The 22,223-nt window shown below is 36.5% G+C and carries 22 protein-coding genes; 4 read left to right on the forward strand and 18 right to left on the reverse strand.

The genetic code is table 11. From position 1 onward, the window contains the following. Positions 1-64 precede the first annotated feature (64 nt). Entirely contained in the window at positions 65-646 is a 582-nt protein-coding gene (locus BW946_RS09020; protein ID WP_076595862.1) for a Crp/Fnr family transcriptional regulator, read from the forward strand. A gap of 77 nt (positions 647-723) precedes the next feature. Here the strand turns inward: BW946_RS09020 and fmt are convergent, their stop codons facing one another. From fmt to folK, 6 genes are all read right to left on the reverse strand, one after another. After that, positions 724-1,671: a methionyl-tRNA formyltransferase gene (gene fmt, locus BW946_RS09025; protein ID WP_076595863.1), complete on the reverse strand. Its 948-nt coding sequence runs from the start codon at positions 1,669-1,671 to the stop codon at positions 724-726. Between the two features lie 125 nt (positions 1,672-1,796). Beyond that, positions 1,797-3,707, reverse strand: a complete 1,911-nt coding sequence (locus tag BW946_RS09030) for a RecQ family ATP-dependent DNA helicase (RefSeq protein WP_076595864.1) — start codon at positions 3,705-3,707, stop codon at positions 1,797-1,799. Positions 3,708-3,785: 78 nt separating this feature from the next. Then, complete coding sequence (locus tag BW946_RS09035) at positions 3,786-5,225, reverse strand: OmpA family protein (RefSeq protein ID WP_076595865.1); 1,440 nt, start codon at positions 5,223-5,225, stop codon at positions 3,786-3,788. Positions 5,226-5,441: 216 nt separating this feature from the next. After that, complete coding sequence (locus BW946_RS09040) at positions 5,442-6,971, reverse strand: OmpA family protein (protein WP_076595866.1); 1,530 nt, start codon at positions 6,969-6,971, stop codon at positions 5,442-5,444. A gap of 53 nt (positions 6,972-7,024) precedes the next feature. Then, positions 7,025-8,140 carry a flagellar motor protein MotB gene (locus BW946_RS09045; protein WP_076595867.1) on the reverse strand — a complete coding sequence of 372 codons (1,116 nt, stop codon included), beginning with the start codon at positions 8,138-8,140 and terminating at the stop codon, positions 7,025-7,027. A 17-nt stretch (positions 8,141-8,157) separates the two neighbouring features. After that, a complete protein-coding gene (gene folK, locus BW946_RS09050) occupies positions 8,158-8,574 on the reverse strand; it encodes a 2-amino-4-hydroxy-6-hydroxymethyldihydropteridine diphosphokinase (RefSeq protein WP_076595868.1) in 417 nt (138 codons plus the stop codon). 20 nt (positions 8,575-8,594) lie between these two features. Here folK and sppA point away from each other — a divergent pair, with 20 nt between their 5' ends. Then, entirely contained in the window at positions 8,595-10,352 is a 1,758-nt protein-coding gene (gene sppA, locus BW946_RS09055) for a signal peptide peptidase SppA (protein WP_076595869.1), read from the forward strand. Positions 10,353-10,428: 76 nt separating this feature from the next. Here the strand turns inward: sppA and BW946_RS09060 are convergent, their stop codons facing one another. The 7 genes from BW946_RS09060 to rpmB form a co-directional block, all read right to left on the reverse strand. Beyond that, positions 10,429-10,689 carry a GlsB/YeaQ/YmgE family stress response membrane protein gene (locus BW946_RS09060; RefSeq protein ID WP_034694983.1) on the reverse strand — a complete coding sequence of 87 codons (261 nt, stop codon included), beginning with the start codon at positions 10,687-10,689 and terminating at the stop codon, positions 10,429-10,431. Between the two features lie 70 nt (positions 10,690-10,759). After that, positions 10,760-11,713, reverse strand: a complete 954-nt coding sequence (ftsY, locus tag BW946_RS09065; protein ID WP_076595870.1) for a signal recognition particle-docking protein FtsY — start codon at positions 11,711-11,713, stop codon at positions 10,760-10,762. Between the two features lie 15 nt (positions 11,714-11,728). Continuing rightward, the gene (locus BW946_RS09070; protein ID WP_076595871.1) at positions 11,729-12,196 is read right to left on the reverse strand and encodes a RidA family protein; all 468 of its coding nucleotides are present in this window, start codon (positions 12,194-12,196) and stop codon (positions 11,729-11,731) included. Between the two features lie 157 nt (positions 12,197-12,353). Beyond that, a complete protein-coding gene (locus BW946_RS09075) occupies positions 12,354-13,310 on the reverse strand; it encodes an MBL fold metallo-hydrolase (RefSeq protein WP_076595872.1) in 957 nt (318 codons plus the stop codon). An 82-nt stretch (positions 13,311-13,392) separates the two neighbouring features. After that, complete coding sequence (locus tag BW946_RS09080; RefSeq protein WP_073175385.1) at positions 13,393-13,545, reverse strand: DUF4295 domain-containing protein; 153 nt, start codon at positions 13,543-13,545, stop codon at positions 13,393-13,395. Between the two features lie 20 nt (positions 13,546-13,565). After that, a complete protein-coding gene (gene rpmG, locus BW946_RS09085) occupies positions 13,566-13,748 on the reverse strand; it encodes a 50S ribosomal protein L33 (protein ID WP_027373683.1) in 183 nt (60 codons plus the stop codon). Between the two features lie 6 nt (positions 13,749-13,754). Next, the gene (gene rpmB, locus BW946_RS09090) at positions 13,755-13,997 is read right to left on the reverse strand and encodes a 50S ribosomal protein L28 (RefSeq protein ID WP_002976757.1); all 243 of its coding nucleotides are present in this window, start codon (positions 13,995-13,997) and stop codon (positions 13,755-13,757) included. A 243-nt stretch (positions 13,998-14,240) separates the two neighbouring features. On the opposite strand from rpmB, the gene BW946_RS09095 reads away from it, so the two are divergent. After that, a complete protein-coding gene (locus BW946_RS09095) occupies positions 14,241-15,950 on the forward strand; it encodes a T9SS type A sorting domain-containing protein (protein ID WP_076595873.1) in 1,710 nt (569 codons plus the stop codon). A 164-nt stretch (positions 15,951-16,114) separates the two neighbouring features. On the opposite strand, the gene lnt is transcribed toward BW946_RS09095, so the two are convergent. After that, complete coding sequence (gene lnt / locus BW946_RS09100) at positions 16,115-17,749, reverse strand: apolipoprotein N-acyltransferase (protein WP_076595874.1); 1,635 nt, start codon at positions 17,747-17,749, stop codon at positions 16,115-16,117. 56 nt (positions 17,750-17,805) lie between these two features. Between lnt and BW946_RS09105 the strand changes: the two genes are divergently transcribed. Then, positions 17,806-18,219: a VanZ family protein gene (locus tag BW946_RS09105; RefSeq protein ID WP_076595875.1), complete on the forward strand. Its 414-nt coding sequence runs from the start codon at positions 17,806-17,808 to the stop codon at positions 18,217-18,219. Here BW946_RS09105 and proC read toward each other — a convergent pair. The 4 genes from proC to BW946_RS09125 all read right to left on the reverse strand — a co-directional run bounded on the left by proC (position 18,209) and on the right by BW946_RS09125 (position 22,044). Further along, the gene (gene proC / locus BW946_RS09110) at positions 18,209-19,012 is read right to left on the reverse strand and encodes a pyrroline-5-carboxylate reductase (protein WP_076595876.1); all 804 of its coding nucleotides are present in this window, start codon (positions 19,010-19,012) and stop codon (positions 18,209-18,211) included. The two genes, BW946_RS09105 and proC, sit on opposite strands and share 11 nt — an antisense overlap. A 313-nt stretch (positions 19,013-19,325) precedes the next feature. Then, positions 19,326-20,339, reverse strand: coding sequence for a UDP-N-acetylmuramate dehydrogenase (murB, locus tag BW946_RS09115; RefSeq protein WP_076595877.1), 1,014 nt, complete (start codon positions 20,337-20,339; stop codon positions 19,326-19,328). Positions 20,340-20,342: 3 nt separating this feature from the next. Further along, a complete protein-coding gene (locus BW946_RS09120) occupies positions 20,343-20,828 on the reverse strand; it encodes a hypothetical protein (protein WP_076595878.1) in 486 nt (161 codons plus the stop codon). Positions 20,829-20,838: 10 nt separating this feature from the next. Beyond that, positions 20,839-22,044, reverse strand: coding sequence for a pyridoxal phosphate-dependent aminotransferase (locus BW946_RS09125; RefSeq protein WP_076595879.1), 1,206 nt, complete (start codon positions 22,042-22,044; stop codon positions 20,839-20,841). Positions 22,045-22,223: the final 179 nt, after the last annotated feature.

The following is a 22,223-nucleotide window of genomic DNA, read 5'->3' on the forward strand; positions in this document are numbered from 1 at the left end:
ATAACTGCTTGTAATACAAAATATAAGGTTTAGGATTTTTCTAAACCTTTTTATTTTTTAAACGATGACTGAGTCCTTAAAGAAACATATCCGGGAATATATTGATATTTCAGACGAAAAGCTTGAAAAATACTGTAGTGCCTTCATGCTTCGGAAAATAAAGAAAAAAGAATTTCTTTTAAAAGAAGGGGAGATCTGCGAATTTGAAGGATTCGTGGTAAGCGGATGTTTTAAAGTTTTTCATACCCATCATAATGCAGCCGAACAGATATTGTATTTTGGAATTGAAAACTGGTGGATCTCCGATATTGATAGTTTTGTGAATCGTATTCCTTCAAAGCTCAATATTCAGGCGCTTGAGGATAGCGAGATTCTTCTTATTCCCAAAAATGAAAAAGAAGAATTATATGCTGAAATGCCGGAGATTGAAAGATTAATGAGACTTAAGTTTCAAAAATCAATAATAGCATTGCAGCGTAGAATTATTGATAATCTAAGCAAGCCTTCAGATGAACGTTATGTTGAGTTTTTAAAAGATTATCCACAGACAGCACACCGTCTTACCAATATTCAGATTGCGGCCTATCTGGGAGTAACACCGGAATTTATAAGCAGAATCCGGAAGAAAATTGTCAGTAAAAGCTGATGGCTGAAAAATAAAAAGTCCCGAAAGTTTATCTGTAAACGCTTTCGGGACTTTTCTATGTCAGATAAAGATCTATTTTAGTTTAATGTAATTCCGTCAAAATTTCGGAAGCCATTCAGAAAATCTTTTACCATCATCCTTTTTTTACCTTCCAGCTGAAGTTCCAAAGGATAATAGATTCCGTCCTGAGTATAGATTTTAAATTCATTTTTAGAAATATCGAGACTTCCGGCTGGTTTTCCGTGATCAGAAAGTTCAAATTTCCCTCCGAATATTTTTAATCCTTTTTCTTCGTTTTCAATTTTTAAAGTGGTGAAAGCTGCAGGATAAGGGGACATTCCCAGAATAAACTGATGAACGGTTTTTGAAGGCTGTTCCCAATTGATTCTCGTATCTTCTTTAAAAATTTTATAAGCGTTTTTAGGATATTCTACGTGTGGCTGGGGCTTTTCTTCAATAGCATTTTCAGCAAGACCATCCAGTGTCTTAACAACAAGTCCTGAACCCATTTCCATCAGTCTGTCGTGAAGGCTTCCCGCATTTTCATCCGGTAAAATTTCTATTTCCTGCTGAAGAAGAATATTTCCTTCATCAATTTTTTCATTAATAAAGAAAGTAGTGGCTCCGGTTTTTTCTTCTCCATTGATTACTGCGTAATTAATAGGAGCTGCACCTCTGTAGTCGGGAAGTAATGAAGCATGAAGATTGAAGGTTCCCATTTTAGGCATTTCAAAAAGTACCTTAGGCATCATTCTGAACGCTACCACTACAAAGACATCAGCTTCCAGTTTTTTAAGTTCTTCCAGAAACTCTGGATTTCTCAACTTTTCCGACTGGAAAACAGGAATATTGTTTTCTTCTGCATAGATTTTTACCGGTGATTGGTGAATTTTCTGTCCTCGTCCGCTTGCTTTATCAGCCACAGTTACTACACCTACCACCTGATGGTGAGATTGATGGATGGCCTCCAGAGAAGTTTTTGCAAACTCAGGAGTCCCTAAAAAAACGACTTTCAATGATTTCATGCTGCAAAGATAAGTTTTTGATCTGAGAGTCGGAAGATATTGGAGTTAGAGGGTAGGAGAGTTTGAGAGTAGGAGATTTAGGCAGGTTGAGATCATAATGTTTATCATTACTCATTACTCATTACTCATTGCTCATGATTAAGCGCATATGTTCTGAAGTTGAGCATTCTTACTTTTCCTGAATCCAAAAGGAAGATAAGGTTTTCCAGTATATTTTCTTTGGAATGATAGCTGAGCTGGATAGACAGTTCTTCAATAGTAGCTGATTTTTTAGCTAATAAATTAATGATCTGCTGGGAGATATTTTTTCCAAAGATAGACTGCTTATTTTTTTCACATACAGAACACTGGCCACAGTTTTTTGAATTTTTTTCACCAAAGTAGGCCAGGATAAGTTTCATTTTACAGTAGTCATTATTTTCCACATAAAACTTCATCTCTTCCCATTTCTGAATTTTGTTTCTCTGAATATGTTCAAATAGTTTCCAGTAAGCACTATTTACTGCCCTTTCATCGCGGGGTTTCAGGAATTTAATACTGGCTAGTGCTCCATCTATATATTCAAGATAGTTCTTTTGCTGAAATTCTTTCAGCCGTTCTTTGATCAAAGGAACACTGATGTTGATTTTGTTGCTTAGCTGCTGTTCACTGAACATTACTTTGTGGGTTGTAATCCCTGATATGTTACGGAAAAGAAGCTCTATAAAATAGGCGTCCTTTTGTGGCAGCAGGTCTATCTCATCAGCTTTGATAAACAGCTCGATTGAAGACAGGCTTTTGTAATCATTATAGTAGACAATTTCCTGGTTATGGAGAAAATTGAGTACATTGCTGATCTTGGCTTTCGACAGTTTGGTGAAATTCTGTATACTAAGATTATTCAGTTGAAATGTTTTTTCCGGAAGCTCAAATTCTGCTACCTGAAAAATAGAGTAGAGGTAGCTAATGATCTTCAAAAACTCAGCTTTGTTTGGGGTCTGATTTTTTAAAACCTGATCAAAATTAAGAAGTTCCTGTTTATTCCAGAGCATGAAAGCAAAACTGTCTTTTCCATCTCTTCCTGCCCTCCCGATCTCCTGATAATAATTTTCCAGAGATGCAGCAGGGGAATAGTGAATGACAAAACGAACATTGTCTTTATCGATACCCATTCCAAAGGCATTGGTAGAAACAAGAACATGATTATCGCTGTTATTCCAAAGATTCTGTCTTGCATTCTTTTCTTTGGTTGTCAGGCCGGCATGAAAATAATCCACATTTTTCAGTTGATTTTTCTTCAGAAATTCTGCCAGCAATTCTGCCTCTTTTCTTGTTCTTACATAGACAATTCCGGAGTCATTGCTGTATTTTAAAATATCAAAAACACGCTGAAATTTATCAGCTACTTCATCAGTAAAGATTTTAATGTTCTCTCTTTTGAAACTTTTTTGAAAAACAAAAGGATTTTTCAGTTCCAGTTTATTTTTGATTTCTTCAAGCACTTTTGGGGTTGCCGTTGCCGTTAAAGCAAGACAGGGAATTTCAGGATTATTACTTCTGAATCCTTTTATATTCTGATAGCTGGGTCTGAAATCCTGGCCCCATTCTGAAATACAGTGCGCTTCATCAACTGCAATGAATGACAGCTGAATTTCCTCCATGTTTTGAATAAACTGAGTATTGGTAAGTCTCTCAGGAGAAACATAGAGTAGTTTGGTAAGTCCTTCCTTGCAGCGGCCGTAGATGGTTTCGGCATCGTATTCATCCAGTTCAGATGAAAGATATTCTGCTTCTATCCCACGTGATTTAAGCTGATTGACCTGATCTTTCATCAATGCAAGCAATGGAGATACAACAAGGCATGTTCCTTCTTTCAATAAGGCGGGTAATTGATAACATAAAGATTTTCCTGCTCCTGTAGGTAACAGAACCAAGGTATCTTTTTCGTTGATGACAGCATTGATAATTTCTTCCTGAGAATCTCTGAAGTCGTTATAACCCCAGAAATACTTAAGAGTATCATATTTTAGCTTTTGAAAATCCTGCGGAGAAATCATGTTGTAAAAATAAGGAAAGAATTAGGACAAAAAAAGTCACGCCCTGCGTGACTTTTATATCATATATCAATATATTTATTATTTAGCTTCGAAGTATACTCTTCTGTTGGCTCTGTTTTTCCATTCAGGGCACTTCGTAGCCGGTTCACATTCAGGATATTTAAGGTCTTTTTCACCTTTTCCTACTGCCTGTAGTTTACCTGTCTGAACACCGTTTTTGATCAGATAGTTCTTAACGTTGTTTGCTCTTCTTTCAGATAGTTTTTGGTTGTAAGCATCAGTACCTCTTGTATCAGTAGCTCCGATTACATTGTAAGAACCGCTTGAAGAATTAATGTAATTTACAGCATTATTTAAAATTGGAGTATTTGATGGTAAAATTCTGTCAGAATTTAAATCAAATTCAATTCCTTCCAATTTAGTTTCTGTTTCTACTACAGGTCCGGTTGTAGCTACAGGACATCCGTTGTTTTCAACAGGTCCCGGAACGGTTACACACTTATCGTAAAGGTCAATTACACCGTCTAAGTCTGTATCAAGTGCAACTCCCGCACCGTCCACTCTTGCACCTGCAGGAGTATCAAGCTGTCTGTCCCAGTCGTCGCATACCCCGTCGTTATCAGCATCTCCTTTTTTACATACTTCGATATCCTGGTTTTTATTAGCCAGTACATCAAGTTTATAATAGATTTCCTGAAGCGGATCATGCCACATTAAGTGAGATTCGTGCTTTCCAAGTTTAACAGAAAGACCTAAAGTAGCATTGAAGAAATTGTCGGAAACCTGCTCAGAACGCTTGTTGATAGCGCTGTATTTATCTCCGCCACCGTCAAATTCATCATCACCGGTTACCACATACATTAATCTGCCTTCAATATCAATTCTTCTGTTGACTTTAAATTTAAGACCTGTACCAGCCTGCATGAACATAGAACCTAATTCGAAAGGTTTGATTTCAGTCATTAATGTCTGTCTGTTACTTCCGTCTTTCTGGTATGCTCTGTATGCAATGGTACCGATACCTGCATATCCATGAAGCGCCCATCTGTAAGGAGAGTGGTTATCAACTCTTCTTAATAAGTTTGAAAAGTTAATATCTCCTAAGATAGAGATGGCGTCATACTGAGTTCTTGCTCCTACTGCTGTAGCATCTGGTGCTGCATTTTTAGTATTGAACCATCCTTGTCTGGTTTCACCTCTGTCATACTGTAAATTGATCCCAAAAGCATGGGTAATTGCTTTATCAATACTTACATAGGCTGAGTATCCAAAAAGGTTTTTACCGTTACCATTTTTGATCGAGGTTAAATCTGCTGACTGAAGAAGTGGAACACCTACCCCAGCAGAAATAGACCAATCATTAAATCTTTTAGATTGACTGGTGAATGGGGAAACATTAGCAGATCCCGAAGAAAATGTATTAGGATATTCTCCTTTTGAAACTGCCGTTGAGTCTTGTGCATACGTGGCAGAAGGAATTGCCAAAGCTAATGCAACAATTGCTAAACTTAATTTCATAGTGTTATTTTTTTAAGTTAAGTTATTTAAATGATTTTTTTTTACGTTAAAAAGTGATTTTGGGTTGGTTTTATTTTCAAGGACAAACTTGCTGATTTCTAATGTGTTTTATACAGTTGTCCTGAAAATAATGATAAAGGTATGTAAAAAAATTCGTAGTAGAAAAAAAATAAACCGAAAAGAGCAATTCTTTTCGGTTTATGAAGTATTTGAAAATTATTTCTTCTTTTTCTTAGCAGGAACTTTTTTTACTGCTTTTTTTACAGGAGCATCTTCATAGTCTTTCTTTTTAATAGAATCCCATTCTGAACTTTCTATAAATCTTACCGTAACTTTTCTATCTGCCATTCTTTCAGCATCTGAAGCTGATGCAGGAATAGTAGCTTCAGCAGAACCTACTCCTCTTGACTTCAGCACATTTTCATTGATGCCTCTGCTTTCCAGAGCACCTACTACAGCGGCTGCTCTTTCTTTAGACAGTCTAAGGTTGTATGCTGCATTTCCTTTGATATCTGTATGTCCTGTTAACAGATAATTACCTCCGTTTTCTTTAATAATTGAAGCAGCCAGATCCAGTTTTTCGTTAGATTCAGGTCTGATTGTAGCTTTATTGAAATTGAAATAAATATCTTTCAGGGTTTTTTCTACCTCTTTAGCAGTTTCGTTATTGTCTTTTTTTGCTACAGGGCATCCGTTATTTTCTACAGGTCCCGGAACGGTTACACACTTATCGTAAAGGTCAATGACACCGTCTAAGTCTGTATCAAGAGCAACACCGGCACCGTCCACTCTTGCACCTGCAGGAGTATCAAGCTGTCTGTCCCAGTCGTCACATACCCCGTCGTTATCAGCATCACCTTTTTTACATACTTCAATATCCTGATTTTTATTAGCCAGTACATCAAGTTTATAATAGATCTCCTGAAGCGGGTCATGCCACATTACATGAGACTCATGCTTCCCTAATTTGAAAGAAAGACCTAAAGTAGCATTGAAGAAGTTGTCTGAAACCTGCTCAGAACGCTTGTTGATAGCACTGTAAGCATCACCGCCACCGTCAAATTCATCATCACCGGTTACCACATACATTAATCTGCCTTCAATATCAATTCTTCTGTTGACTTTAAATTTAAGACCTGTACCAGCCTGGAAGAACATAGAACCTAATTCGAAAGGTTTGATTTCAGTCATTAATGTCTGTCTGTTACTTCCGTCTTTCTGGTATGCTCTGTATGCAATGGTACCGATACCTGCATATCCATGAAGCGCCCATCTGTAAGTAGAGTGGTTATCAACTCTTCTTAATAAGTTTGAAAAGTTAATATCTCCTAAGATAGAGATGGCGTCATACTGAGTTCTTGCTCCTACTGCTGTAGCATCTGGTGCTGCATTTTTAGTATTGAACCATCCTTGTCTGGTTTCGCCTCTGTCATACTGTAAATTGATCCCAAAAGCATGGGTAATCGCTTTATCAATACTTACATATGCTGAATAACCAAAAAGGTTTTTACCATTACCATTTTTGATCGAGGTTAAATCTGCTGACTGAAGAAGTGGAACACCTGCTCCTACAGATATAGACCAATCATTAAATCTCTTGGATTTGTTGGTAAATGGTGCAACATTGGCAGATCCTGAAGAAAATGTATTAGGGTATTTTCCGTTTGAATCTGCAGTTGAGTCTTGAGCATACGTGGCTGAAGGAATTGCCAAAGCTAATGCTACAATTGCTAAACTTAATTTCATCGTGTATTATTATTTGATTTCTTTTTTTGAAAAAGAATTTTAAGTTTGTTAAATTATTTTACTGGACAACCGTTATTTTCAACAGGTCCGGGAACAGTTACGCATTTATCGTAAAGGTCAATAACACCATCAAGATCCATATCCAAAGCAACACCAGCACCATCTACTCTTGCTCCTGCAGGAGTATCAAGCTGTCTGTCCCAGTCATCGCATACTCCATCATTGTCTGCATCACCTTTTTCGCAAACAACAAGATCGGTACTTGCGTTTTCAAGAACATTTGTTCTGTAATAAGCTTCCTGAAGCGGGTCATGCCATGCCAGGTGAGATTCATGCTTTCCTAGTTTGAAAGATAATCCTAAACTTACTGTCCAGGCGTTATCAGATCTTCTCGAATTTAGCATGTTATATTTTGAACCTGGAGTGGAAGGATCATAATCATTAGGATCTGCCCATCCGCCGCCATCGAATTCATCATCACCACTGATGATGTACATGGTTCTTGCCTCAACGTCAATAAGTTTTGAAACATTGTATTTTATTCCCACACCTCCCTGATAGAAGATAGAGTTGATATCAATGTCCTGCTTGATGAACAAAGGAGTTCTTCTTGGAGTAGTGCTCCATCTGAATTCGTCATTATCATGCAGTGAAGTTCTGAATCCCTGAAGTCCAATACCCATATATCCATGGAAAGCCCATCTGTATGGAGAGTGGTTGTCTACTCTTCTGAATAAGTTCGAGAAGTTGATATCTCCTAATAAAGAGATGTTGTCAAACTGTGTTGTAGCAGTAGCTACTCCTGATTTTACACCTGCAGCACCGGGAAGCTGGGCTGTCTGTTTCGTTTCTCCTCTCATATACATAAGGCTTAGCCCGAATGCATGTGTGATTTGTTTGTCCACGCTTACGTAAGCATTGTAACCCCAATTGGTCTTATCCTTGCGGATAGATTTTAAATCGGAATGTACCATAAATGCAGGACCTCCTCCGACAGAAATAGACCAGTCTCTGAAAAGTCTGGATTTATTGTCAAAAGGTTTTACATTAGCGGAACCTGAGGAGAATGTATTAGGATACTCTGTGGAAGAGTTTACTGTAGTGCCGCTGTTCTGTGCGAAAGCTGCAATCGGCAATGACGTAGCCAATAATAATAAACCTAATTTCATACAATATGTTTTATGTTTTAAATAAAATCTTTTAATAATATTCTGGAAAAATCCCTTTCAAAAAGATGTTTTTTATGAGGGATTTCTAATCTTTCTGATTTAAAATTTAACTCATTATACTTAATGATATCAATGTCTATAATCCTGTCTGTATAACCTCCGGATACTTTTGAATCATTAATTCTTCCCATCTCAACTTCTATATTCTTAATACAATCAAGCAGTTGAATTGGTGAAAGATGTGTAAATATTATTGCTGCAATATTACAAAAAATATTGGAACTGACAAACTCTACAGGGGCAGACATTAAATATTCGCTGGTTTGTGAAATGTTGTTTCCAGCTTCATTGATCTTTTTTAATGCAAGCTCTATATTTTTTTTTTGCTCTCCTAAGTTACTTCCCAGTAACAAAACGACCTTATGCTGCGACATATTAGAAAATTGATTGATTTATGAGAAGTTTCTTTAAAAATGTTTTGGCAAATATAGTAGCAATTATCATACTTTGCGCTCTATTTTTCATCTTTTTCATCATGATGCTTGTGTTTAGCGCGATGGGGAATGATAAGTCGGTGGCGGTAAAAAAGAACTCCGTTCTTACGATTAATTTAAAGACCAATATAATCGATAGTCCTACGGAAGAAGAGATGGGATTATTCGGTATAGGCGCCCAAAATAAAAGTGTTCTTATATATGATGCATTAGAGGCGATCAACAAAGCAAAAACTGATGATAATATTAAAGGAATCAGTATAGAGGCTGATGATTTATCTGCAGGACTTACTCAGATTGATGATCTTAGAAATGCTATTGAAGATTTCAAGAAAAGTGGAAAATTTGTATATGCTTATGGAAACGGAGTATCACAGTCTGCTTATTATTTGGGATCTGTTGCGGATAAATACTACCTGCATCCGGCGGGAATGGTAGAATTAAAAGGTCTTTCTACAGAGGTTACTTTCTTTAAGGATTTTGCAGATAAATACGGGGTCGGAATTGAAGTCATCCGTCACGGTAAATTCAAATCTGCGGTAGAACCTTTTATAAGAAATGATATTTCTCCTGAAAATAAAGAACAGTTAAGTACGCTCTTGAATGATCTGTGGAAAAACACTTCCAGTAAAATGGCTGCTTCAAGAAAAATTGATACTGCTCAGTTCAGAATGATTACAGACAGCTTATATGGAATGATTCCCGAGCAAAGCTTACAATATAAACTTGCGGATAAACTGATCCAGAAATCAGAATACGAAGATCTTCTTAAGGCGAAGCTCAATGTGAAAGATAAAGAAAAGCTGAACAAGATTTCTTTGACAAGTTATATCAATTCTTATGAGGACGAGGATAAATCCGGTGAAAAGATCGCAGTATTGTATGCTTCGGGATCTATTAATAATGGAGATGAATACAGTGATATTCATTCTGAGAAATATGTGAAGTACATCAAAAAGCTTCAGGAGGATGATAAAGTGAAAGCTGTTGTTTTCAGAATCAACTCTCCGGGAGGAAGTGCTAATGCTTCAGATGAAATCTTATTTGAATTACAGCGGCTGAAAAAGAAAAAACCACTGATCGTTTCTTTTGGAGACTATGCAGCATCAGGTGGATATTATGTAGCCATGGCAGCGGATAAAATTTATTCAGAGCCTAATACACTTACCGGTTCTATCGGAGTATTTGGAGTGATGCCTTACTATAAAGATATTGCCGCTAAAAACGGAATCCGTGCAGATATTGTTTCTACTAATGCCAACTCGATGTATTATTCCGGATTAAACGGTGTAACCCCTTATGGAGTTAATATGATGACAAAAAGTGTAGAGGGTACCTATAAAAGATTTGTACATTTTGTAACTCAGAACAGAAAGAAAACTTTTGAGCAGATTGATAATGTAGGAGGCGGTAGAGTATGGAGCGGAGTTCGTGCAAAAGAAATAGGATTGGTAGACGAATTGGGTACTTTAACAGATGCTGTGAAGTTTGCAGCACAGAAAGCAGGATTAAAATCATACCACGTAGAAGCGTTCCCTAAGAAAATGAGTCCGTTTGAACAAATCTTCAAAGACCTGAACGAAGAGGATGTTTCTGCCAGAATTATTAAAAATAAGATAGGGAAGTCCAACTATGAAATTTTACAGCAAATCACAGACAAAAAACTACAGTCTGAGGTGAAAATGGAAATGCCTTATCAGATTAGAATCAACAACTAACTAAATTTTATATTGTATACAAAAATCCCGGATCTGAAATTTCAGATCCGGGATTTTATTTTTATCAACGTTATTATCAGCTTTTCTTTGTAGCCATTCCGTAAATCCAGAGGATAATTAACGCGCCTCCTATTGAGAGAATCCAGCTTCTCGGATTCCAGAATGAAGTGACATCTCCCCAGTGTAAAACGTAAACTCCTATAGCTCCTCCTACAAATGCTCCCAGAATTCCCAGAATAATAGTGATAAGCCATCCTCCTCCCTGAGTTCCCGGCATAATCATTTTAGCGATAGCACCTGCGATAAGGCCAAATAGAATCCATGTAATAATTCCCATAGTTGCAAATTTTTTTATTGTTAATATTTAAAATGATTGTTTGCTAATATAAGGGAAAACATGATATAAATCATCTTTTCTTGAAGAATGAGTCTACAAATTCCGTACCATTAAAAAGTTGTAAATCCTGCATTTTTTCGCCTACACCAATATATTTCACCGGAATCTGAAACTGATCGGAGATTCCGATAACAACACCTCCTTTGGCTGTTCCGTCCAGCTTTGTTACTGCTAAAGCATTTACTTCTGTTGCTGCTGTAAATTGTTTTGCCTGTTCAAAAGCATTCTGCCCTGTAGAGCCGTCAAGTACCAATAGAATCTCATGGGGTGCATCAGGAATTACTTTCTGCATCACTCTTTTGATCTTGGAAAGCTCGTTCATCAGGTTGATCTTGTTGTGAAGTCTTCCCGCAGTATCGATGATGACAACGTCTGCATTTTGAGCAACCGCACTTTGTACGGTATCAAATGCCACAGAGGCAGGATCTGATCCCATTTCCTGTTTTATAATAGGAACTCCCACTCTTTCGCTCCAGATAACAAGCTGGTCAACGGCAGCAGCTCTAAAGGTATCCGCAGCTCCAAGAACTACTTTTTTACCTTCCGATTTGAACTGGTGAGCCAGTTTTCCGATAGTTGTTGTTTTTCCCACACCATTTACTCCTACTACCATAATGACATATGGTTTTTTGGAGGTATCTATATTTCCCGTACCGGCATGTGGGTTTTCAAGCAATAACCCCGAAATTTCTTCACGGAGAATTTTGTCAAGTTCGTTAACGCCTACATATTTATCTCTGGCAACACGTTCCTCAATTCTTTCAATAATTTTGATCGTGGTAGAGGCACCTACATCGGAAGCAATCAGGACTTCTTCCAGATCATCCAGAACTTCATCATCTACTTTGCTTTTACCGACTACGGCTTTCGTCATTTTTTCAAAGAATCCCTGGCTGGATTTTTCCAATCCTTTATCTAAGGTTTCTTTTTCTTCTTTTTTGAAAATATTTTTAAACCAACTCATAGTTTTAGTTTATTCTTATTTATTTTTAATCACTGCTGTGGCTTCCACTTCTATCAATACATCATCTCTGAAAAGCCTGCTCACTTCTACAAGGCTGCTTACGGGAGGGTTTTGAAGGTTGACATGCAAATCCCTTACTTTTCTGAAATCAGGTGTTTTTTTGATGTCTGTGGTATAAATTACCAGTTTGATAATATCTTTTCCTGTACCTTCATATTCTTCCAGGATGTTTTCAATATTTTTGAAAACCTGCTGCGTCTGCTCTTCAATAGTATTTCCCACAAGATTACCTTCAGAGTTCAGAGGAACCTGTCCAGATAATAAAATCATTTTAGAATTTCCACAGTCAATACTTACTGATTGTGATAATCCTTTAATAGTGAAAACTTTTGGCGAACTTTTATATTCTACAGAATTCATTGTTTTCTGACTGAATGAAAATAGAAAAGTTGCTGTACAGGCCAGAACAAGTATCTTTTTCATACTTTACTGATTAATAATCTGGTGAGCAAAGATAACAAAAAAACTACCCAAAACAGGAGTTGTTTTTTTATATGTAAACAAAGTCTTTATTATTTTTATTTCCTGAAGTTAATTATCAAGAGTTTTATTGCTGTCTCCTCAATGAAACTGATTGTCGCTATAATTCAAACTCATCTGCCATACGTGCAATATTAAATCCTTTTTCCAGTACCTCTTTACTTTGTCTGCTCTCCGGATTTAAAATTTTATTGGTATGATTAAAGTGGATAAAGAAAATTCTTTTTTTATGTTCCGGTGACAGGTTTTTAAACAGTTCCATACTTTCCACTACCAATGGATGTGGAATATCTTCAATATTTCTGTATCCTATTTCTTCCGAGTCATAGAATGTACCGTCCAGAAATGCATAATCTACTGTTTTTATCAGCTCTGCAATATTGTATTTCCATTTATTCCATTTGTCTATATCCGGAATAAATAATGCTTTTTTATGAGGGCCTTTAATGATGAAACCAACGGTTTCCGAATATTCATCACGATGGGGAACCTGTATAGGAGTAACTTCTAAATGAGAGTTCATCTTTATCGGTGTTTCATTCTGCATTTCATAAGGAATAATATTCTGCAAACGGATCAGCTGAGACCATGGCCCATTGTTTTCGAAAAACTTTTTAAGCCGCGGCATGGTGTACACAGGAATATCCCTGGAGTTCATCCCCTCTTTTCCTAAAAATATAAGACCTGTATAATGTCCGATATGAGCATGGGTGATAAAGATACCATCAGGTACCTTCTTTCTCGGTTCTGATGAATGCTCCATCAGTAATTCTACCTGTCTGGTAAAATCCGGGCTGGCATCGAAGATGTAGTTTTTCTGCAGTATTTCATCAATGACTCCCAGAGAAGTTACTTTTCTGTTTTCCTGAGGGTGTTTCCAGAGGTCCATACAACATTCTTTATGACATCCGATCTGAGGGGAGCCGGCATCCTGTATATTTCCTAAAATAATAATTTTTACATTCTCCTGAGAACTGATTTTCTTTTGAGTAGTTTGAGAATGGTAGGGAGAACCCGTAAACAGTATCGTGGAAAATAAAATAAAGAATTGTCTCATAATGTGTTTTTATGAAATGAGTATAACAAAAAAAACTACTCAAAAATATGAGTAGTTTTTTATATTGTAAACAAAGTACTGATTATTTTTTTAAATAACCATCTACTTCATCAGCATTCATTACTTTTTCTTCGAAAACGTAAGCTCCTGATTTAGAAGACTTAATCATTTTCACCACTTTAGTCATCTTTTTAGACTGACCGCTTTGTAGGGTTGCTACTACTTTCTTTGCCATGGTAAGTTATTATTTATAAATTACTTAATTTCTTTGTGAAGGGTAGATCTCTTAAGAACAGGATTGTATTTTTTCAATTCCAATCTTTCTGTAGTGTTCTTTTTATTTTTTGTAGAAATGTATCTAGACATTCCTGGCATACCACTTTCTTTGTGCTCTGTACATTCAAGGATTACTTGAACTCTATTTCCTTTTTTTGCCATGATTTATTAATTCTTTTTAATCAATCCGTTTCTAGTAGCTCTTTCAATAGCTTCCTCGATTCCAATCTTGTTAATCACTCTCAATCCATGAGCTGATACTTTCAGTGTAACGTGCTTATCTTGCTCCGGAAGGTAAAACTTCTTCTCTAATAAGTTAATTTCAAAACGACGCTTCGTTTTGTTATTAGCGTGAGAAACGTTGTTACCAACCATTGCACGCTTTCCTGTTATTTGGCAAATTCTTGACATATCTCGATGTTCTTATTTGTATAATATTTGAGAGTGCAAAATAACAAAGAATTTTTTAGATAGGCAAATCTTTTGGAAAATATTTGCAAATAAGTGGCTGATTAATAATATTGAATTTTTAAAATAGTAGAATCCTTGGGATACAGCAGATAATCAGTGCTGATATATTTCATACGGGCTTTTTTTTACAAAGAGAATTTAATATTCTATCTTTGTTTTTAATTAATCTAAATAAAAATAAATATGAAAAAGATTTATATTTTATGCTCTATGTTACCAGTCGGCATCATGGCTCAGAACTTTACCGAGGTGCAGACAAGCATGAATAACTTTTATTATTCTGCAGCTGATATTGCGGATATAGACAATAACGGTACACCGGATATCGTGCTCAACGGAGCAATAGATTCTGATGGGGACGGAAATGTAGACAGTACTTATAATGAAGTATATCAGAATAATGGGACAACCTTATTGCCGTTTGTAGGATTGGGAGCAGATGTAACCCATCTTGGAGATATTAAATTCATTGATTATAATAATGACGGGTTAATGGATATTATTTCTACAGGACTCAGCTATATGGATGTTGTTAATTATAAACAATACCGGTTCAAAAATACCGGGACAGGATTTGTAAAAGAAGCAGAATTACCAGGTAAAATTTACGGATCCCTTGAAGTTTTTGATTTTAACCACGATGGAAAAACTGATTATGCCATTAATGGAACTCAATACGCTCATGGAGGAGGTTTTGGAAATAGACTGGATTATTACAAAAACACGGGTGCAGGTTTTGATCTTACAGAAAATTGGGTAGACGGAACTCAGAGTGGAAGTTTTAAAGTAGTAGACCTTAATAATGATAATCTTCTTGATCTTGTGATTATTGGGTCAGATATCAATGGTGATGCGGTATCCAAAGTATATATGAACCAGTCTGGAGTTCTTGTTCCTACACAGGATCTTGCGCCTGTAGCAGTGGGGAAGATAGATTTTGCAGACTTTAATGCTGATGGTTTTCAGGATATCGTAGTGATTGGAAGAGATGGCAATGATGATGTCTATTCTGCTGTTTTAATAAATGATGGTAACGGAGCATTAACTCCACAGATAATTCCCGTAGGTGATATTTCAGATGTTGCACTAAGTGTAGGAGATTTAAATAATGACGGCTATTACGATTTTATCATTTCAGGAAATGAGAATTACACAGCTGTTGTGAAAACCTATATCTATGATGTTTCCAATCATATATTTAATGAAGGAACTATAACGGGGATTACTAAACTCGGAGGTCCTGGATTGGTGCAGCTTTTTGATTGTAATAATGATCATCATCCGGACATCTTATTGGGTGGGTTCGACTGGTCTGCTTCAGATTTTCCTTCACTGACTAAAATATTTAGAAATAATTCTACAGAGTCAAACGCAAAACCTGCAGCACCAACGCAGCTGAATCTGACTAAAAACGGAAACCGTTTCAATTTTACATGGAGTGGTGCTTCTGATGATAAAACTCCGGTGAATGCATTGCGTTATGAAATTACCGTAGGATCTACACAGGGCGCTCATGATATTGCTAAATATGTAGTAACAACACCATCTTGGTTCCTTGAGCTTGATCCGTCCATTCAGAATGTGTACTGGAGTGTGAAATCTATTGACGCTTCAAAAGTATATTCTGACGCTTCTACACAAGGTGTACTGGGAACAGATGAAATCAAATCTGAAAAACAACTTGTTATCTATCCAAATCCTACTTCAGATAAAGTGTATATAAAAGGAGGAAAAGTTTCAGAAGCCGAAATGTATTCAATGGATGGAAGAAAACTTAATATCAGTGTCAATGGAGATCAGTCTATTGATGTTTCTCATCTGCCTAAAGGGGTGTATTTATTACAACTGAAGATAAAAAACGAAATAACCACCAGAAAACTTACGATTAAATAATTGAATCAATTCAATCTTCTATCAATGAGAAAAGCCAGACGTCCAGCTGGCTTTTCTCTTTTTTATGGAACAAAAATCTGCGTGATCTGCAGAGTTTGCAAGTGTGCTATTTTCTCGCTGATTGTGTTATTTGTATAAAGATTCCTGTAATTTGTGCTTAAAAACTAAACTTTCTTTGTTTTCTTTTTGAACCATTCAATCAGATAGTAGAACAATAAAAATCCCAGTGCAAATATGGAAAACCTTGAAAGAAGGTCACCTGCTCTGGTGTAAAACGTCATAGTGTCATACAGATTTACTTTCGCAAATAAAGCGGTTTGGTCACCATAGAAAGTGTCAGCGGTTATCTCACCTTTAGCATTGATATGTGCAGAAATTCCACTGTTGGCCGCACGGGCAATTTCTCTTCTGGTTTCAATAGCTCTCAGTTTAGCATAAGATAAAAGCTGTTTGTGCCCTTCTGTAACGCCCCACCAAGAGTCATTGGTCATGATACCTAAGAAATTAGCTCCTTTTTTTACATAGTCTGTTACAAATTCACCATAAATACTTTCATAACAAATGATAGGGGCTAGCTTTCCTCTGTTGTAAGGGTTTGAGAAAGCAACTCTTTCTTTATCTGTTCCTAAAGAAGCTACAGTTCCTCCCAAGTTAAGCATGGCATCTCCCAGCAATGGTTTTAAAACATTCATATAAGGAAATATTTCAACACCAGGGACTAATTTTCCTTTGTGATAAGCCTGAACTTTTTGATTAGGAACCAATTGAATGGCAGTATTATAACTACTCACCCAAACTCCGCTGTTGATCTGATATGCTTCTTTAGGTAAGTCTGCAGGATTATAAAAAAAACGGTGTGAAGAAATTCCTGTGGCAAAAACAGATCCTGGGTGACTGGATAAAAATCCTTTAATATTGTTGAGAAGTAAACTCTTTTCAAAAGCAGTTTCGGAAATAGATCCTCTTCCCGGAAGAGCTGTTTCCGGTGCTATATAATAATCAATCTTACCTGTTGAGTTTTTTTCAGCAAGTGCTAATAAATCCTGTTCTATGGTCAGACTGTCTTTCGAATATTTTTCAGCATAAGGGTCAAGATCAGGCTGCAACATCAAAACATTGACCTGTCCTATGGGTTTTTCATCAAAATTGTTGTATTTGATGACTGAAATAATCATTGGCAGAACAATTAAAGCCACAACAATAGCTGAATTTTTGATGAGATCTTTTCGCTTTCTTCCTGCCTCCCATGTTCTTACGGTGTAAAAAATAAGAACATTAATAACAAGAATCCAGAAACTTCCTCCGGTTGCTCCTAAAGTATCATACCATTGGATCAGTTTTGGGTAATCTGAAAATACATTCCCAAGGTTTAGCCAGGGCCACGTCAATTCCCATCCCAAATGAAATTTTTCGAAACTCATCCAGATGGCGATCAAGAATCCTAATCCCCAATAGGTTCCCTGTGCATTTTTGTACCAGTGATAACATTGGAATACCAGTGAATATAAAAGAGAATTGACCAGTACCGGGAATACAACAGCCATCAGAGAATGGCTTCCGTCAGGGTTTTTTGAGCCATAAAGCCATCCTGTAGTAACTACGTTCCAGATCACAAAACATAGATAAGATAATCCGAAGACCACCCAGCTTTTCCTTTTATAATCTGAGAATTTTGAAATTCCATGCTCCATCATGAGAAGAGGAACAAGAGCGAAAAATATAAAAAACGGAACCCCATAAGTTGGCCATGAAACCGACAGCAGCATTGCTGAAATAAGTGTAAGCAGAACGTATTTCATTAAATTATTTTAATACACAAATTTAATGTTTTTGAAATGAATATATTAGCAGTTCCATGTTAAAGAAAATTTATAAAATCATTATTGTTCCGTATACTCTGTTTTTGCTCTATCTGATGTTTTTAGGAATGGGCAGATTTCAATATGAGGAAAATCTCATTACGGTAGAACCTTTTTTTTCTACCATAAAATTTATTCAGGGGCCTAATAAGACTATAGATATTGTGAGTATTGTTTTAGGGAATATCATAATGTTTATTCCTTTTGGATTTTTGGGCTGGATTATTCCCGAACTGAAACAGCTGAAACCTCTGATGTTTGGCTTTATCTCATGTATTGTTATTGTGGAAGCACTTCAGTATTTTACAAGAATGGGAATATTTGAGGTAGACGATATCATCCTGAATACTTTTGGAGTGTATCTTGGGTGGGAGTTTTGCAGAATGATTGAAAAAAGATTTAATTATTAAGTTCCCTGGCGCGTTTTTCGGCGTTCAGAATTCCCTGTTTCAGAATTTCTTTGAAGCTGTTTTCTTCAAATGTTTTTAAGGCAGCTTCGGTAGTTCCGCCTTTGGATGCAACATCTTTAATCAGCTCTTCAAGATTCTTTTCTGAATTATTGATCAGATGATAAGCTCCCAGCATCGTCTGTTTTACAAAAAGTTTGGAAAGATTTTCTTCAATTCCCATTTCAATCCCTGCTTTAATCATTGCATCGATAATATAATAGAAATAAGCAGGTCCGCTTCCTGAAAGAGCGGTAACACCATCCAGCAGTTCTTCGTTTTCCAGATAAACAGATCTTCCGGTGCTGTTCAATAACCTTTCAATATTGATTAACTGGCTGAAAGAAATGCCATTGGCTGCAGTATAGCCAGTGATTCCCATTCCCAGAAGGGTAGGAGAGTTGGGCATTGCTCTTACAACAAGCGGATGATTCAGTAATCTTTGGATTTTTTCAATATTGATTCCTGCCATGATGGATAAAACCATCTGGTTTTCTTTGAACGTAAATTGAATATTTTGAGCCACATTTTGAAAATCCTGAGGCTTTACAGAGATGATAATCAGATCAGCATCGATGTCTTTTACTTCTTCAAAAGTGGAAATTTTAGATTTGGGAAATTCTTCAGCTATTTTGGAGAATTTTTCCTGACTTCTGATAATAAGGTGAAGATGTTCCGGTTTGATCAGTTCGTATTTTAAAAATGATTTTGAGAAAGAAAGGCCCATATTTCCGGCTCCAAGAATAGCTATTTTCATCGCGAATTGTAATTTTTAAGCTAAAATAATGATTTTCCGGAGACTAGATGTGAATTGATTCTGAATTAATTTTTGTTGGGTACGTGAAAAGGCGCATTGATTTTGAATAATAGATCACTTTTAAGGGTAAGAAAATCGGAGGTTTTCAACAAAATTTGGATAAAAGTCATTTTTCCAAACATCTGTGTCATCTGCAAAATCTGTGAGAAATTATATTATAAAAAATATAAAATCCTTGCGTCTTTAAGTTAATCCAAAAAATGCTATAAAAAAAGACTGCATTCATACGAATCAGCCTTTATCTATTTTTAGATTAAATAATATTTACTTCCCGTTCAAGCTCTATTCCGAACTTATCTTTCACAGAATTGATGATCTCTGTAGAAAAATCAAAAATTTCTTTCCCTGTAGCATTTCCTGTAGCATTGATGATGACCAGAGACTGCAGTTTGTGTGACGCTACATTCCCGATCTGCTTTCCTTTCCATCCACATTGCTCAATCAGCCATCCGGCAGGAACTTTTACCATCTCTCCATTCGGGTAGCCCTGAATATTTTCAAACTGTTGTTTTAATGCTTCAAACTGAGCCAAAGGAATAGTAGGGTTCTTGAAAAAACTTCCGGCATTTCCGATTTCTTTAGGATTTGGTAATTTGCTTTGTCGGATATTGATCACTGCTCTGGAAACATCCTGAATGGTAGGGTTTTCAATGCCAAGATTTTCCAGTTCAGATTGGATAGCTCCATATTCTGTCTTGATGGAGTGATTTTTTTGAGTCAGTTTAAAAGTAACTTCCAGAATAACATATCTTCCTCTTCCTTCCTGTTTGAAAATAGAGTCCCTGTACCCGAATCTGCATTGTTCAAGATTAAACGTTCTCAGTTCAAAACTTTCTAAATCCAAAACCTCACAGCTTACAAAAATGTCTTTAATTTCGGTTCCGTAAGCCCCGATATTCTGCATCGGAGAAGTGCCTACATTTCCGGGAATTAAGGAAAGATTTTCAAGACCGCCATAATTTTTTTGCAGGCAGTACATTACAAATTCATGCCAGTTTTCACCTGCTTTTGCGGTTACCCACACTTCATTTTCATGGATGCTCTCTTCAGAAATTCCTCTTAAATTAAGTCTGATGGCAAGGCCGTCAAAATCTTTGGTAAGAAGAATGTTACTTCCTCCTCCTAAAAAAAGAAGCTGAAGAGACTGCGTTTCCGCGAAAGTGAGTGCTTCTTTTAACTCATCAATGGTATTGACTTCAGTGAAAAATCGGGACCTGGCTTCAACACCGAATGTGTTATAAGGCTTTAATGAAAAATTTTCTTGCATGTTTTATTGGTATTCTTTGGGAAGAATCTTGTCTAGTTGTTTTTTAAGTTGCTGTAACTGCTCGTAATGTAAAGTGTCTGCATAAGCATTCACATAGATATGAGATTTTTTGGGAGTCCGGATCTGGAAGGTTTCATCTGTTCCGCCTACAGACTGCTGGCTGGGAGAGCTTTTGATATGGTCAAGATCTGTAATATGGACGGATGATACCAGCTTTTTCCAAATTTGCGGATGGATGGCAGATGCCCATGATTTATGGGTTTTACGGGCTGTCACTCCTTTTTCTGCAAAAACAGAATCTTTTGTGGCTTTGATAATCCTGTAATTTCCAAGATTCCCTTCAATATCGGATACGCTGATGAATGTAATCTCGTGTGGATTTTTATGAGGAACTGACTGTTCTGTCTTTTTGGAATCACAAGAAAAAAATGCCGACAGCAAAAGAATCGAAAACAGGATTTTCAGATAGAGTTTTTTTGTTGTCGGCATAGGATTTATTTTACAGACTGAATTCTTCTCTGTACTTCTTTAAAGCTTCTTTAAGAATTTCAGCACTTCTTTTTAAGTCTTCTTCTTTCAGAACGTAGGCAATTCTTACCTGTTTTTTACCTAATTCAGGATTGCTGTAGAAGCCTCCTGCAGGCGCAACCATGATGGTTTCGTTGTCAAGAGAGTATTTTTCAAGCAGCCACTGGGCAAATTTTTCAGTATCGTCTACCGGAAGTTCTGCAACACAGTAGAAAGCACCTCTTGGCTTAGGGCAGATCACGCCAGGAATAGCATTTAAAAGATCTACCAATACATTTCTTCTGTGGGTGTATTCTTCTCTTACGGCTCTGATGTAGGGGCCATCATTCTGGTGAGCTGCTGTTGCTGCAATCTGTCCTAAAAGAACCGGGCTTAATCTTGCCTGTGCAAAAAGCATGGCAGCATTGCGGATCTTGTTGGAACGTGTTACCATACACCCGATTCTTACCCCACACATAGAGTAACGCTTGGATTCAGAGTCAATGATGATACAGTTTTCTGCTAATTCAGGGAAATCAAGCATTGAAATCTGCTGCTTTCCATCATATACGTATTCTCTGTATACTTCATCAGAAATGATTACGATGTCATATTTCAAAGCAATTTCTGCCAGTTTTTGAAGTTCCTCACGGGTATAAAGATATCCTGTAGGGTTTCCAGGGTTGCAGATAATGATTGCTCTTGTTTTTTCTGTAATTTTTTTCTCGAATTCCTCAACAGGAGGCAAAGCAAAGCCTGTATCAATTGTAGAAGGTACAGCGACTACATTCACATCAAATGTGCTGGTGAAACCATTGTAGTTGGCATAATAAGGTTCAGGAATAATCACTTCATCCCCTTCGTCACATAAAGTAGAAATCGCAAAGTTAAGCGCTTCAGAACCTCCGTTGGTAACAATAAAGTTGTCAGGAGTAAGATCTGAGAAGCCTAAAGAGTGGTAGTATTCTGTAAGGGCTTTTCTGTATTCAATATTCCCTTCAGAAAGCGCATATTCCAATACTTTTAAATCGATGTTTTTTAAAGCATTTAAAGCTGTTTCCGGAGTTTCAATATCAGGCTGTCCGATATTAAGGTGATATACTTTTATTCCTTTCTGTTTTGCTTGTAATGCAAAAGGAACCAGTTTTCTTACCGGCGATGGCGGCATATGCAGTGCTCTGTTTGAAATATTCGGCATTGTTCAAAAAATTTGTATGACAAAAATAGGATTTAATTTCTCAATAATAAAATTATGAGTTAATTAAGAAGGAGTTTTCTCAAGTTTTTATATACCTTTTAAATTCTAATTATTTTGATAAATTTTGATGTTGATATTTTGTTAATATTAATTAAATATTGATTTTTAATTAAAAATAA

The organism is Chryseobacterium sp. RU33C (assembly GCF_900156015.1).
Classification (GTDB): domain Bacteria; phylum Bacteroidota; class Bacteroidia; order Flavobacteriales; family Weeksellaceae; genus Chryseobacterium; species Chryseobacterium candidae.